A 13,329-nucleotide genomic window follows, 5' to 3' on the forward strand; every position below is an offset into this window, starting at 1 on the left:
CGGCGCGACGTTCTGATAATTAGCTGATCTGCAAGACCCGAGCCATGGCCTGGTCGTCGTCTTTGGCGGTGTTCATCATCTTGACGTGCAACTCGAACTGCTTGGCCAGGGCCAGCACCGAGGTCATTTCTTCCACGGCGTTGACGTTGCTCGACTCGAGGAAACCCGAGACCAGTTTGACGTTGGCGTCGGCTTGCGCCGGCTGGCCGTCCTTGGTGTAAATCGAACCGTCGAGACCTTTGTTCATGTTCTTGATGTCCGGGTTGACCAGTTTGATCCGGTCGACTTCGGCCATGACACGCGGGCCTTCGCCCATCGCGCGAATGCTGATGGTGCCGTCTTCGCCGACTTCGACCTGTTGCTCCGGCGGCACGGCGATCGGGCCGCCGTTACCGATGACTGGCATGCCGTTGCCGGCACGCAGTACGCCGAGGGCGTCGATGTTCAGGCTGCCGGTGCGCACGTAGCTCTCGCCACCGTTGGGGTTTTGCACGGCGATGAAACCGTTGCCGGATACTGCGACGTCGAGTTCACGCCCGGTCTGCACCAGCGAGCCCGGCGTGAAGTCGGTGGCAGGACGTTCGCTCATGGCAAACGCGCGCGCCGGAAAGCTGTCACCAAACACCGGCATCGAACGCGCCTGCTCAAGGTCGCGCTGGAAGCCGTTGGTGGAAATGTTCGCCAGGTTGTTGGCATGCGCCCGCTGCGCCAGTGCGTTCTGGCTGGCGCCGGTCATTGCCACATAAAGGTACTTGTCCACACTGTTTCCTCTGCATGCCGGACGTTTGCCGCCCACCGCTGTACTGCTCAGCCATAAGCAATTTGCAGACCAACTTTTTATTAGCAGGCGAAGGCCCGGTAAACAAAGGGCTTTAGCGAATTACGAAGGGAATTTGAAATGTGCAGAAGACGAAAAACCGGCGGTGTCATGCCGCTTCGCGGCAAGAGATCAAAAGATCGCAGCGTTCCGCAGCTCCTACAGGAAACCGCGTTCCAAATGTAGGAGCTGCCGAAGGCTGCGATCTTTTGATCTTAAGCTCCGCTGTCTTTACCCACCTCATACTCACGCAACTTGTTGGCAATAGTCGTGTGCGAAACACCCAGCCGCTTGCCCAGTTGCCGACTGCTCGGATGCTCGGAATACAACCTTTCCAGCACCGCTTTCTCGAAGCGCCCGACGATCTCGTCGAGATTTCCGTCCAGGGAAAAATCGCCAAGCGGCTGACGCACGCCGTAATCCGGCAGGCGGATATGTTCGGCCTTGACCTTCCCACCGTCGCACAAGGAAACCGCCTGGAACAGCACGTTCTCCAGTTGCCGCACATTGCCCGGCCAGTGGTAATGGCTGAGACGATCCATCGCCGCCGGGGCCAGTTTCGGCAGCGGACAGCCGATCTGCCGACTGGCCTGATCGAGGAAATGTTCGACCAGCGGCGTCAAACCGTCGAGGCATTCGCGCAGCGGCGGAATGTGCAGCGACAGCACGTTCAAGCGGTGATAAAGATCCTGACGAAACTCGCCCCGCGCGCATAGTTCGGACAAGTCCACCTGGGTGGCGCAGATCACCCGCACGTCGAGATAGACCTCTTCATCACTACCGACGCGACGGAAGCAACCGTCCTGAAGAAAGCGCAGCAGCTTGACCTGCAAGCGCGGACTCATCTCGCCGACGCCGTCGAGAAACAACGTACCGCCAGCGGTCAACTCCAGCAGACCAAGCTTGCCTTCGGCCCGCGCACCTTCGAACGCGCCGGGGCCGTAGCCGAACAATTCGGTCTCGGCCATCGACTCCGGCAGCCCCGCGCAGTTGAGCGCCATCAGCGGTGACTGGCCACGCGGGCTGGTGAGGTGACAGGCGCGCGCGAGCAGTTCCTTGCCGGTGCCGGTTTCGCCTTCTATTAATAGCGGCGCATCCAGCGGCGCCATGCGTCGCGCTTCGCGGACCACGGCGGCCATGATTTTTGAGCTTTGGAAGATGCTGTCGAAGCCGCGCAACTCTTGCTTGCGCACATTATAGATACGCTCGCCGACGCGGTCGGCGCGGTGCAGCGTCAACACTGCGCCGGCCATGGCTTCGCTGTCGTCGTGCTCCGATTGCAGCGGCGCAATGTCGGCGAGAAAGATATCGCCCTTGACCTTGACTCGCATGCCGTTGATTCGCGACTTGTTGGCGCGCACCAGTTCCGGCAGGTCGAAATCCTCGGCGTAGCGCGACAGCGGAATCCCCGGCACCTCATCGACGCGCACCCCGAGCAACTGCGCCGCCGCGCGGTTGGCCGCGACGATCGAGCCGCCCATGTCGATCGACAGCACCGGAAACTCCAGTGCACCGAGCAACGCGTTCAACTCCATGTGTCGACGCTCGCTAGGCATGAGGCCGACGCGCTTGACACCGAAGACCCCTCCAATTGCCTCGAACTTGGGGCGCAACGCCTGGAACTGGATGTTGATCAGGTTCGGGCAATGCAGATAGATCGCATTGCCGTGCTCACCGCCAACCTCGCCGCGCGCAACGTTGATGCCGTACGCGACCAGCAGATTGAGAATGTCGCGCAGGATGCCGATGCGGTTCTGGCAATGGACTTTGATGCGCATAGAAAAAGGCCCGATAGAAAATGAAGTGCCATGCACGCACCGCTGTGGGAGCGGGCTTGCTCGCGAAGAGTCCCTGTCAGTCGACATTTATGTAACTGACCCACCGCATTCGCGAGCAAGCCCGGTCCCCAAGGGATAATGCCGGGCCGAATGGTGTGCGCTGCCGAGGCTTTTCTGCCGAGGCACGCAGATAATTGTCAAGATTATGTGACAGCCCCCGCGCTTTTCAAACCCGCTAATCGCCGCAAATGCGCATTACCCGACAAAGCGTAACGATAACTTTACGAAAGTCGCCGAATTTTCCTACGTGTACGCGCTTCAACATGCTGCACGCCCCGCCACTCTCCGGTATTCCTTTTCCCATCGCTGGATATAACAAAAACCAAATCCCTTAGCAGGAGAGCAGCATGAAGCAGACGCAATACGTGGCTCGCGAGCCCGATGCGCAAGGTTTTATCGACTACCCCGCCGAAGAACATGCGGTGTGGAACACGCTGATCACTCGCCAGTTGAAGGTGATTGAAGGTCGCGCGTGCCAGGAATACCTGGACGGTATCGAAAAACTCGGTCTGCCCCACGACCGTATCCCGCAACTGGCCGAGATCAACAAAGTCCTCGGCGAGACCACGGGCTGGCAGGTCGCCCGGGTGCCGGCGCTGATTCCCTTCCAGACCTTTTTCGAATTGCTCGCCAGCAAGCAATTTCCTGTCGCGACGTTCATCCGTACCCGCGAAGAACTCGACTATCTGCAAGAGCCAGACATTTTTCACGAGATCTTCGGCCACTGCCCGTTGTTGACCAACCCGTACTTCGCTGAATTCACCCACACCTACGGCAAGCTTGGCCTGCAAGCGACCAAGGAAGAACGCGTGTACCTGGCGCGGCTGTATTGGATGACCATCGAATTCGGCCTGGTCGACACCCCGCAAGGCAAGCGCATCTACGGCGGCGGGATTCTGTCCTCGCCGAAAGAAACCGTTTACTGCCTGTCGGACGAGCCCGAGCATCAGCTCTTCGATCCGCTGGAAGCCATGCGCACGCCGTATCGCATCGACATTCTGCAACCGCTTTACTTTGTCCTGCCCAACCTCAAGCGCCTGTTCGATGTGGCCCATGAAGACATCATGGCCATGGTCCGCCAGGGCATGCAGTTGGGCTTGCACGCGCCGAAATTTCCGCCGAAACCCAAAGCCGCCTGAACCGCGACTTTTGCTGACAATTGCGTCTGTGCGTCGCCGCCACTTTGCTTTAGCGTGACGGCATTGACGGCCTATGCGCTTTAATAAAAAACACACTCGTATTCAGGAATACACCATGTCGACTTTGAACCAAGCCCACTGCGAAGCCTGCCGCGCCGATGCGCCACAAGTCAGCGACGAAGAGCTGCCGATCCTGATCAAGCAGATCCCTGACTGGAACATCGAAGTACGCGATGGCGTCATGCAGCTCGAGAAAATTTTCCTGTTCAAGAACTTCAAACATGCCCTGGCCTTCACCAATGCCGTGGGTGAGATCTCCGAGGCCGAAGGTCATCACCCGGGCCTGCTGACCGAGTGGGGCAAAGTCACCGTGACCTGGTGGAGCCACTCGATCAAAGGCTTGCACCGCAACGACTTCATCATGGCGGCGCGCACTGACGCAGTAGCCAAGACCGCAGAAGGACGCAAGTAATGCACTTCGACGCCATCGGCCGGGTCCCCGGCGACCCCATCCTCGGGTTGATGGAGGCCTATGCGCAGGATGCCAATCCGCGCAAGTTCGACCTCGGCGTTGGCGTCTACAAGGACGCTCAGGGCCTGACGCCGATCCCCGAAGCGGTGAAAATCGCCGAAGCGCGGCTGGTCGAAAGCCAGGACACCAAGACTTACATCGGCGGCCACGGCAATCCGCTGTTCGCCAAGGTCATCAATGAGCTGGTGCTCGGTGCCGACTCACCACTGATCGCCGAACAACGCGCCGGCGCCACGCAGACGCCGGGCGGCACCGGTGCCTTGCGCCTGGCGGCTGATTTCATCGCCCAGTGCCTGCCAGGCAAAGGCGTATGGCTCAGCAACCCGACCTGGCCGATCCACGAAACCATTTTCGCCGCCGCCAAGGTCAAGGTCAGCCACTACCCGTACGTGGGCAGTGATAACCGCCTCGACGTCGAAGCGATGCTCGCCGTGCTCAGGGAAGTGCCGAAGGGCGACGTGGTGCTGCTGCATGCTTGCTGCCACAACCCGACCGGTTTCGACCTGAGCCATGACGACTGGAAGCGCGTGCTTGACGTCGTACGCAGCCGCGATCTGTTACCGCTGATCGACTTCGCTTATCAGGGGTTTGGTGATGGGCTGGAACAGGATGCATGGTCGACTCGCCTCTACGCAGCCGAAGTGCCGGAGCTGCTGATCACCAGTTCCTGCTCGAAGAATTTCGGGCTGTACCGCGACCGCACCGGCGCGCTGATCGTCTGCACGAAAGGCGCTGAAAAACTCATCGACATCCGCAGCCAACTGGCCAACATCGCCCGCAACCTGTGGTCGACGCCGCCGGATCACGGCGCGGCGGTGGTCGCGACCATCCTCGCCGATCCAGAGCTGAAGGCGCGCTGGGCCGATGAAGTGGAAGCCATGCGCTTGCGGATCGCGCAGCTGCGCAGCGGTCTGGTCGAGGCGCTGGAACCGCATGGTCTACGCGAGCGTTTTGCGCACATTGGCGTGCAACGCGGGATGTTCTCCTACACCGGCCTGTTGCCGGAGCAGGTGAAGAATCTGCGCGAACGGCACAGCGTGTACATGGTCAGCTCCGGCCGGGCCAACGTCGCCGGCATCGACGCCACCCGCCTCGCATCGCTGGCTGACGCCATCGCTGACGTCTGCAAGTAGTCAGACACTGCAATAACCTGTGAATGATCGTTCCCACGCTCTGCGTGGGAACGCCTCCTCGGACGCTCCGCGTTCGGCTTTGAAAGGGACGCAGAGCGTCCCGGGCTGCATTCCCACGCAGAGCGTGGGAACGATCAATAACACCGCGCTCTCTCGCCCTGCGGCCATCTGTCGCATTATTTTCAATTAAAAGTCTGATTGTCATTTTTCCTGCTGTATCCTGCGCAGGCTTTGTAAAAGCGCGGAGCACCTGATCTATCAACAGACTTAGCGAGGAGCGCAACCATGCACGAGATTCCCAATCTCCCCTTCCCAAGCCTGCACGTACCTGAGCAGACGACCCCGCAACACGCCGGCGCTGAAAAGCCCGAGCCGCAAGAAGCCGCTGACAGCCGCAAAGCCGACAGCGAAGCGTAAGACCCGCCGTACAGACCGTGTGGAAAGCGCTAACATGCGCTTTCCACACTGCCTGAAACCCGAGCCCGCCATGACCGATGAATTCTCCGAAAGCCAAGCTGCCGTGCTGATCGGCGCCACCGAGAAGATGATCGAGATCTGGAATCGCCTCTCACCCGAGAAACAGGCCGCCCTGCTCAAGCGTTTCGGCAGCGAAGAAAACGCCCTCGCCGCCCTCGTCACCACGCAACTGGTCGCTCCGGCGAAATCCTGAAAGCGCCGCCCGGCAAATAGTTTTACTTTTCCCCGCCCCTTAACGGTTCACGCCGGTATCATGAGCAGCCTATCTAATCTGCTGCTCCCGTGGATCGTTACCCATGTCGTCTTTATCCGAGCCCCAGCGTCCGCTGGCGGTTACGCTGCAAGTAGTCTCCATCGTCCTTTTCACCTTCATCGGTTACCTGAACATCGGCATCCCGCTCGCCGTGCTGCCGGGCTATGTCCACAGCGATCTCGGTTTCGGCGCGGTGATCGCCGGGCTGGTGATCAGCGTGCAATACCTCGCCACCCTGCTCAGTCGCCCGTACGCGGGCAAGATCATCGACAACCAGGGCAGCAAACGCGCAGTGATGATCGGCCTCGCTGGCTGTGGCTTGAGCGGTGTGTTCATGCTGATTTCCGCGTGGACGCCGAACCTGCCGCTGCTCAGTCTGATCAGCCTGTTGATCGGCCGCCTGGTGCTGGGCAGTGCGGAAAGCCTGGTCGGTTCCGGTTCGATTGGCTGGGGCATCGGCCGGGTCGGCGCGGCGAATACGGCGAAAGTGATTTCCTGGAACGGCATCGCCAGTTACGGTGCCCTGGCGATCGGCGCGCCGTTCGGCGTCTGGCTGGTGAGCCGACTGGGCTTGTGGAGCATGGGCGTGAGCATCATCCTCCTCGCCCTGCTAGGCCTCGCGCTGGCATGGCCGAAAACCGCCGCGCCGATCGTCGCCGGCGAACGCCTGCCGTTCATGCATGTGCTCGGCAAAGTCTTCCCGCATGGCTGCGGGCTGGCGCTGGGCTCGATCGGTTTTGGCACCATCGCGACTTTCATCACCCTGTATTACGCGACCCGGCATTGGGATAACGCCGTGCTGTGCCTGAGCCTGTTCGGCGCCAGTTTCATTGGCGCGCGGCTGCTGTTCGGCAACCTGATCAACCGCCTCGGCGGTTTCCGCGTGGCGATTGCCTGCCTGACGGTCGAAACGTTGGGGTTGCTGCTGTTGTGGATCGCACCGGATGCGCACTGGGCATTGGCCGGCGCGGCACTGAGCGGCTTTGGTTTTTCGCTGGTATTCCCGGCATTGGGCGTGGAGGCGGTGAATCTGGTGCCAGCCTCGAGCCGGGGCGCAGCGGTCGGTGCTTACTCGCTGTTCATCGATTTGTCGCTGGGCATCACCGGTCCATTGGCCGGGGCAATTGCCGCCGGGTTCGGTTTCGCTTCGATCTTTCTGTTCGCCGCATTCGCCGCGTTGAGCGGGCTCGGTTTAAGCATTTATCTGTACAAGCACACGACAAAATACCGCGAGGTTTAAAAATCCACCTTGCCGCGCCCAGCCTTGATGCTGCCGCGCTTGGTTTTCGACTCCAGCCGACGCTTTTTCGAACCGAGGGTCGGTTTGGTCGGGCGGCGTTTCTTTTCGACTTTGGTGGCGCTGAGAATCAGCTCGACCAGCCGCTCCAGCGCATCGGCGCGGTTGGCTTCCTGGGTTCGGTATTGCTGAGCCTTGATGATCAGCACGCCGTCGCTGGTGATGCGACTGTCACGCAGTGCCAGCAGGCGTTCCTTGTAGAACTCAGGCAGGGATGAGTTGGGAATGTCGAAGCGCAGGTGCATGGCGCTGGAAACCTTGTTGACGTTCTGCCCACCCGCGCCTTGCGCACGGATGGCCGTCAACTCGATCTCGGCATCCGGCAGATGCACGTTGTTGGAAATCACCAGCATGGAAAAGCATCCGTAATCAGAGGGTACAGGATACCGCGAAACCGATACCAAGCCTGAGCGGGAACCATAGTAGACCTGATTGACGAAGGCCTGAGCGCACGATAGCGCCGTCCGGCAGGCACAAACCTGCTTTTCAGAAGCGCCCTACAGAGCTCCTCAAATCCCTGTTATAGAATTTCAGGTCAACTAAAGGAGTGTCAAAAATGGCCAACCACGGATATATGTCCATCACAGGTAAAACTCAGGGGTTAATTTCAGCGGGCTGCTCAAGTGCAGACTCTGTTGGCAATAAATATCAGGCAGGACATACAGACGAAGTTATGGTGCTGTCTTACAGCCACAACATGGCCAATATAGGAAACATTGACAAGCCGACACACAGCCCTCTCATCATAACTAAAAACATCGACAAATCTTCACCACTTCTCGCTCAAGCACTGTCAACCAGAGAAAAAATAGACTGTACGATTAACTTTTATCGCGTGTCCTCGTTTGGCATACAGGAAAAATTTTATTCCATCTCGATTACCGGCGGTGTTATTGCCGATCTGACGCTTGAGATGCCTCACTCGATCTTGCAAAACGATGCAGAGCCGCAGGAACACCTGGCTATTCGCTACAGGGAGATCACTTGGGTGCACCACTCAGCTGGAACCAGCGGCCACAGCACCTGGGGAAACGAGACATGAAACCGATAAGTGAATGCAAACCCGGTAGTTGCGATTATTGGCTTGTCAGCGAAGCTGCAAGAAGACTTGGAAGCCAAGCCTGCACACTGGGTGCCAGGTACATCAAGGACGGCACGCTACGTTTGCAATTTGGCCGAGAGGTTTCTTACTACGCCAAAAGTATTGTTGATGCGGTTGCGCAAGGTGAAAAAAGTCCGGAGCAGGCTCTGAATGATCTCAAGAACGAACAGAGCAGCCTTTTAAGCCAGTCAATGGAGATTGCTCAAAAAGGTGTTGGAGTAATCGCTGGAGCATTTCAGTTCGCAGCAGGGGCTGGAATTTGCTACGGCTCCGCAGGCACACTTTGTCTACTGGCAGGTTCACCTTTGATGCTTCATGGGGCGAACAACGTATATGAGAATGGGCGAAATTTGTGGGAAGGCCGCTCCGATACACATGGGCCAGTCAGAAAAGGTTACCAAGAGGCTGCAAAGTTGATAGGCAGCGGAAAATCTTAGGGAAATGTGGCATATGGAGCAGTTGATTTAGGGCTTTCCGTATATGGTGTTGCCGGTCAGGTTTTAAAGCCTGATGCATGGCGGTTGTTTAGATATGTACGAGCCGATTACGTACGCAGGTATGAAAAAGCAACTAAATCAGCACTGACCTTTGAGGCCACCTCAAACGCAATAACAATAAACTCAATATACAAAGAGAAAAAAATCAGTGACGAGTGACCAAGGACTTACAACAACGCTATACCTGCTTGCTTCTCTAACAATATTTTGGCTTTATTACTCAACAGCAAAAAAAATCTCAGGCCCAAATCTGAAACCCGGAATATTTTGGTTCTTTTTTGCATTGATCATACTTGGCGGAGCAATACAACTTAACGTCGCTCGCCATGGCTACATTCTGTTTATCCCTTCATCCAAAGACACTATTGAAAACAACTACCTAATTCGATGGATTGCCTTTGTAAGCGCCATACTTCAAACGCTTTGCACACCAAGCAAAGAAAATCAATAACACTGATTCTCAAGTAGCTACATTAGTAACGAATCAATCTCGTCGATCACGAGTCGACAGCGCTCAGGCAGCACCAGTGACAATCCATACCAAGAGCCCAAGCCCCGCCAGAAACACAGTCCCTCTCATCGAACCAGCCGCAGCGCTCCCACAGAATCTGATTTCACTTGAGAGCCACACTTCCAAACAACAAACCCGGCACTTGGCCGGGTTTGTTGTCTCTACGTCTTGTTTACTTCGCGGCCGAACCCGCCGCGTTCAACGCGGGCTGAGCATTGCGCTTGTTCTTGATCACGTAGCAGACCCACATGAATACGACCCACACCGGAATCGCGTACACCGAGATCTGAATCCCCGGAATCAGCAGCATCACGCCGAGGATGAACACCACAAACGCCAGGCAGACGAAGTTGCCGTACGGGTACCACAGCGCCTTGAACAGTGGCGTTTGTCTGGTCTGGTTCATGTGCTGGCGGAACTTGAAGTGCGAGAAGCTGATCATCGCCCAGTTGATCACCAGTGTCGCAACCACCAGCGACATCAGCAGTTCCAGCGCATGTTGCGGGATCAGGTAGTTGAGCAGCACCGCGACCAGGGTCACCGCTGCCGACGCGAGGATCGAACGCACCGGCACGCCGCGCTTGTCGATCTTCGCCAGGCCTTTCGGTGCATCGCCCTGCTCGGCCATGCCCAGCAACATGCGGCTGTTGCAGTAGGTGCCGCTGTTGTAAACCGACAACGCGGCGGTCAGCACGACGAAGTTGAGGATGTGTGCGGCGGTGTTGCTGCCGAGCATCGAGAACACTTGCACGAACGGGCTGCCGCTGTAGGAATCGCCCGACGCGTTAAGGGTTTCCAACAGGCTGTCCCACGGAGTCAGGGACAGCAGGATCACCAGCGCACCGATGTAGAAAATCAGGATACGGTAGATCACCTGGTTGATCGCTTTCGGGATCACGGTTTTCGGCTTGTCGGCTTCCGCTGCGGTGAAACCGAGCATTTCCAGACCGCCGAAGGAGAACATGATGATCGCCATGGCCATGACCAGACCGCTCACCCCGTTGGGGAAGAAACCGCCGTGCGACCACAGGTTGCTCACCGAAGCCTGCGGGCCGCCATGGCCGCTGACCAGCAGGTAGCTGCCCAAGGCAATCATGCCGACGATGGCCACGACCTTGATGATCGCGAACCAGAATTCAGCTTCACCGAAAACTTTTACGTTGGCCAGATTGATCGCGTTGATCAGTACGAAGAAGGCCGCAGCGGAGACCCAGGTCGGGATGTCCGGCGCCCAGTAATGGATGTACTTGCCGACCGCTGTCAGCTCGGACATGCCCACCAGAATGTACAAAATCCAGCAGTTCCAGCCGGAAAGGAAACCGGCGAAACCGCCCCAATACTTGTGCGCGAAGTGGCTGAAGGAGCCGGCCACCGGCTCTTCAACGATCATTTCACCCAACTGGCGCATGATCATGAAGGCGATGAAGCCGCAGATGGCATAGCCTAGGATCATCGACGGGCCGGCGGATTTCAGCACCCCGGCAGAACCGAGGAACAATCCGGTACCGATCGCACCACCGAGGGCGATCAGTTGAATATGGCGATTTTTCAGGCCGCGCTTAAGCTCGCCTGATTGCGAGGGTTGTCCACTCATGAAAAAGGTCTCACGCAAGGTTTGATGATGTTCAGTAGACGTTGCTGCAAGGTTGCGATTTCAGGCAGCCCCGATCAAACCCCAGCGCAGGCACCAGGAGTTCAGCTCATTTACAACGGTCATGCGTCACCTGTTTGTTTTTATCTGTGACGAAATCGAACCCGGCACGCTTGTGGCGCGGCGGAGTGAGCAAGGCGGATAGCCTCGGGATTTTTGCGATTACGCAGAGGGTCACAGTTAAAACGCGGCGCATTGTACACCGCTAACCCCCTGCTGCCAGACCCGCCTGATCAGCGTGTCGGTTGCCGGGATTGCGCGTGTCCGCCTCGACAGTCTCGAGCGGCTGCAGAATGTGAGTCAGGCCTTTGCAGGCCATCGACGGGGACGAGGAGAAAACCGTCCCACGGGGAGAAGTGGAAATCAGTCGCGGCGTTCATTGCGCCTCCTTCTTGTTATGGGCCTGCACGACAGGCATACCGCGCATCACACCTTGCCTGATCCTCGGAAACAAGCGCGCCAGAGCCTTGCCTGGCGACCGGTATGGCTGGTTTCGGAAGCTTTTCCTTACAGTCAGGTGGCATGGAAGAAATCACCCAGTCAGCTGCGCCGTTTCGTCAGTTTTTTTTTACAACCTGTAACGTAAACTTTCCGAATCAGTAATTTCTGAAGGACGTCTGCCTATCGGCGGGGAGCGGGCTTGCTCGGGAAGAGGACGGCCAGACAAAAAAACCACTTTCACCAGACGAAAAAAAACGCCAATCCCAAGATTGGCGTTTCTGCTTCAGCTTGCAGCTAGAACTTGCAGCTCAAGGCTGCCTCATTCAGGCTTCTTGCGACCAAACCCTGGGCGCTGACCGGAGCCGGCCGGGGCGCCGCGGCGTTTGCCCGAAGGCTTGTCGCCGTCGACCAGTTTGATCCCCGGACGCTTCGGCGCCGGTTTGGCCGGACGCTTGTTGTTGGTGTCGGCTGGACGATCCGCGACTGGCGTACCGCGACCGGCAGGAGCGCCGCGTTCGCCACGCTCGGTACGGCCATTGGCTGGACGCGGAGCGCGCTCGCCGTCACGGGCAACCGGCTTGCGACCTGGACGCTCGCCTTCGATCTGCGGCTCACGGCCCGGGCGTGGCCCGGTCGGTGCACCAGCGGCAGGACGCAGGGTGCGCACGCGCTCGGTCTTGGCCATCGGCCGCGACGATTTACGCTGCATGCGTTCCAGTTTGTCCTTGCTCTTGGCGTTCAGCTGCGGCATTGCCACTGGCGTCAGGCCGACTTCGGCGCTGAGCACGTCGACTTCGTACTGGCTCATTTCGCGCCAGCGGCCCATCGGCAGGTCGGAGTTGAGGAACACCGGACCGAAACGCACACGCTTCAGACGGCTGACCACCAGGCCCTGCGATTCCCACAGACGACGAACCTCACGGTTACGCCCTTCCATGACCACGCAGTGGTACCAGTGGTTGAAGCCTTCACCACCCGGCGCCTGCTGAATGTCGGTGAAACGCGCCGGGCCGTCTTCCAGCACCACGCCGGCCTTCAGGCGTTCGATCATTTCGTCATCGACTTCACCGCGTACCCGCACGGCGTACTCGCGGTCCATCTCGTAGGATGGGTGCATCAGGCGGTTGGCCAATTCACCGTCGGTGGTGAACATCAGCAGACCGGTGGTGTTGATGTCGAGACGGCCGATGTTGATCCAGCGGCCTTCTTTCGGACGCGGCAGCTTGTCGAACACGGTGGGACGGCCTTCCGGGTCGTCACGGGTGCAGATTTCGCCATCGGGCTTGTTGTACATGATCACGCGGCGCACCGATTCGGCAGCCTCTTCGCGCTTGATCACCTTGCCATCGATGGTGATGGCGTCGTGCATGTCGACACGCAGGCCGAGGGTGGCGTCTTTACCATTGACCTTGATGCGGCCCTGGCTGATCCAGGCTTCGACGTCACGGCGCGAGCCGACGCCGATACGGGCGAGGACTTTCTGCAGCTTTTCGCCTGCTGGGCCGATTTCCTGGTCGTCTTTCTGATTGATGTCACTCATCTGGGCACCTCCCGGTGTGGTCTGTTCAGGCGGCGCCTGAAGCAATGGAATCTGGTATTCGGCCGAAGGGATCGGCGAAGGGTCGCGAATCATACGCGGAT

At 58.4% G+C, this 13,329-nt stretch carries 12 protein-coding genes and 1 pseudogene; 8 read left to right on the forward strand and 5 right to left on the reverse strand.

Translation table 11 applies throughout. The annotated features are described in order from the left end of the window. Positions 1–19: 19 nt before the first annotated feature. Positions 20–760: a flagellar basal body rod protein FlgF gene (locus ACIGDJ_RS10835; protein ID WP_039761110.1), complete on the reverse strand. Its 741-nt coding sequence runs from the start codon at positions 758–760 to the stop codon at positions 20–22. A gap of 272 nt (positions 761–1,032) precedes the next feature. Next, positions 1,033–2,595: a sigma-54-dependent transcriptional regulator gene (locus ACIGDJ_RS10840; protein WP_397478374.1), complete on the reverse strand. Its 1,563-nt coding sequence runs from the start codon at positions 2,593–2,595 to the stop codon at positions 1,033–1,035. 407 nt (positions 2,596–3,002) lie between these two features. Here ACIGDJ_RS10840 and phhA point away from each other — a divergent pair, with 407 nt between their 5' ends. The 6 genes from phhA (at position 3,003) to ACIGDJ_RS10870 (ending at position 7,429) form a co-directional block, all read left to right on the forward strand. Continuing rightward, a complete protein-coding gene (phhA, locus tag ACIGDJ_RS10845; RefSeq protein WP_016771114.1) occupies positions 3,003–3,794 on the forward strand; it encodes a phenylalanine 4-monooxygenase in 792 nt (263 codons plus the stop codon). Positions 3,795–3,909: 115 nt separating this feature from the next. Further along, the gene (locus ACIGDJ_RS10850) at positions 3,910–4,266 is read left to right on the forward strand and encodes a 4a-hydroxytetrahydrobiopterin dehydratase (protein WP_397478375.1); all 357 of its coding nucleotides are present in this window, start codon (positions 3,910–3,912) and stop codon (positions 4,264–4,266) included. Beyond that, complete coding sequence (locus ACIGDJ_RS10855; RefSeq protein WP_397478376.1) at positions 4,266–5,459, forward strand: amino acid aminotransferase; 1,194 nt, start codon at positions 4,266–4,268, stop codon at positions 5,457–5,459. Before ACIGDJ_RS10850 ends, ACIGDJ_RS10855 begins: the two co-directional genes overlap by 1 nt. A gap of 285 nt (positions 5,460–5,744) precedes the next feature. Next, positions 5,745–5,876: a hypothetical protein gene (locus ACIGDJ_RS10860; protein WP_258450101.1), complete on the forward strand. Its 132-nt coding sequence runs from the start codon at positions 5,745–5,747 to the stop codon at positions 5,874–5,876. A gap of 70 nt (positions 5,877–5,946) precedes the next feature. Further along, positions 5,947–6,129 carry a hypothetical protein gene (locus tag ACIGDJ_RS10865; protein ID WP_312997032.1) on the forward strand — a complete coding sequence of 61 codons (183 nt, stop codon included), beginning with the start codon at positions 5,947–5,949 and terminating at the stop codon, positions 6,127–6,129. A gap of 103 nt (positions 6,130–6,232) precedes the next feature. Further along, positions 6,233–7,429: an MFS transporter gene (locus ACIGDJ_RS10870; RefSeq protein WP_312996691.1), complete on the forward strand. Its 1,197-nt coding sequence runs from the start codon at positions 6,233–6,235 to the stop codon at positions 7,427–7,429. On the opposite strand, the gene arfB is transcribed toward ACIGDJ_RS10870, so the two are convergent. Then, complete coding sequence (gene arfB / locus ACIGDJ_RS10875; RefSeq protein WP_016771119.1) at positions 7,426–7,839, reverse strand: alternative ribosome rescue aminoacyl-tRNA hydrolase ArfB; 414 nt, start codon at positions 7,837–7,839, stop codon at positions 7,426–7,428. The two genes, ACIGDJ_RS10870 and arfB, sit on opposite strands and share 4 nt — an antisense overlap. A gap of 203 nt (positions 7,840–8,042) precedes the next feature. Here arfB and ACIGDJ_RS10880 point away from each other — a divergent pair, with 203 nt between their 5' ends. Together ACIGDJ_RS10880 and ACIGDJ_RS10885 are read left to right on the forward strand one after the other, a co-directional pair. Further along, a complete protein-coding gene (locus ACIGDJ_RS10880) occupies positions 8,043–8,528 on the forward strand; it encodes an Hcp family type VI secretion system effector (protein WP_101158617.1) in 486 nt (161 codons plus the stop codon). After that, positions 8,525–9,244, forward strand: a pseudogene (locus tag ACIGDJ_RS10885) (DUF4225 domain-containing protein). Before ACIGDJ_RS10880 ends, ACIGDJ_RS10885 begins: the two are co-directional and overlap by 4 nt. A 524-nt stretch (positions 9,245–9,768) precedes the next feature. On the opposite strand, the gene ACIGDJ_RS10890 reads toward ACIGDJ_RS10885, so the two are convergent. Together ACIGDJ_RS10890 and rluB are read right to left on the reverse strand one after the other, a co-directional pair. Further along, entirely contained in the window at positions 9,769–11,190 is a 1,422-nt protein-coding gene (locus tag ACIGDJ_RS10890) for an amino acid permease (RefSeq protein WP_101158615.1), read from the reverse strand. Positions 11,191–12,007: 817 nt separating this feature from the next. Further along, entirely contained in the window at positions 12,008–13,228 is a 1,221-nt protein-coding gene (gene rluB / locus ACIGDJ_RS10895; RefSeq protein WP_312996657.1) for a 23S rRNA pseudouridine(2605) synthase RluB, read from the reverse strand. Positions 13,229–13,329: the final 101 nt, after the last annotated feature.

Origin of the sequence: Pseudomonas sp. NPDC079367 (genome assembly GCF_044542195.1) — a bacterium.
Taxonomy (GTDB): domain Bacteria; phylum Pseudomonadota; class Gammaproteobacteria; order Pseudomonadales; family Pseudomonadaceae; genus Aquipseudomonas.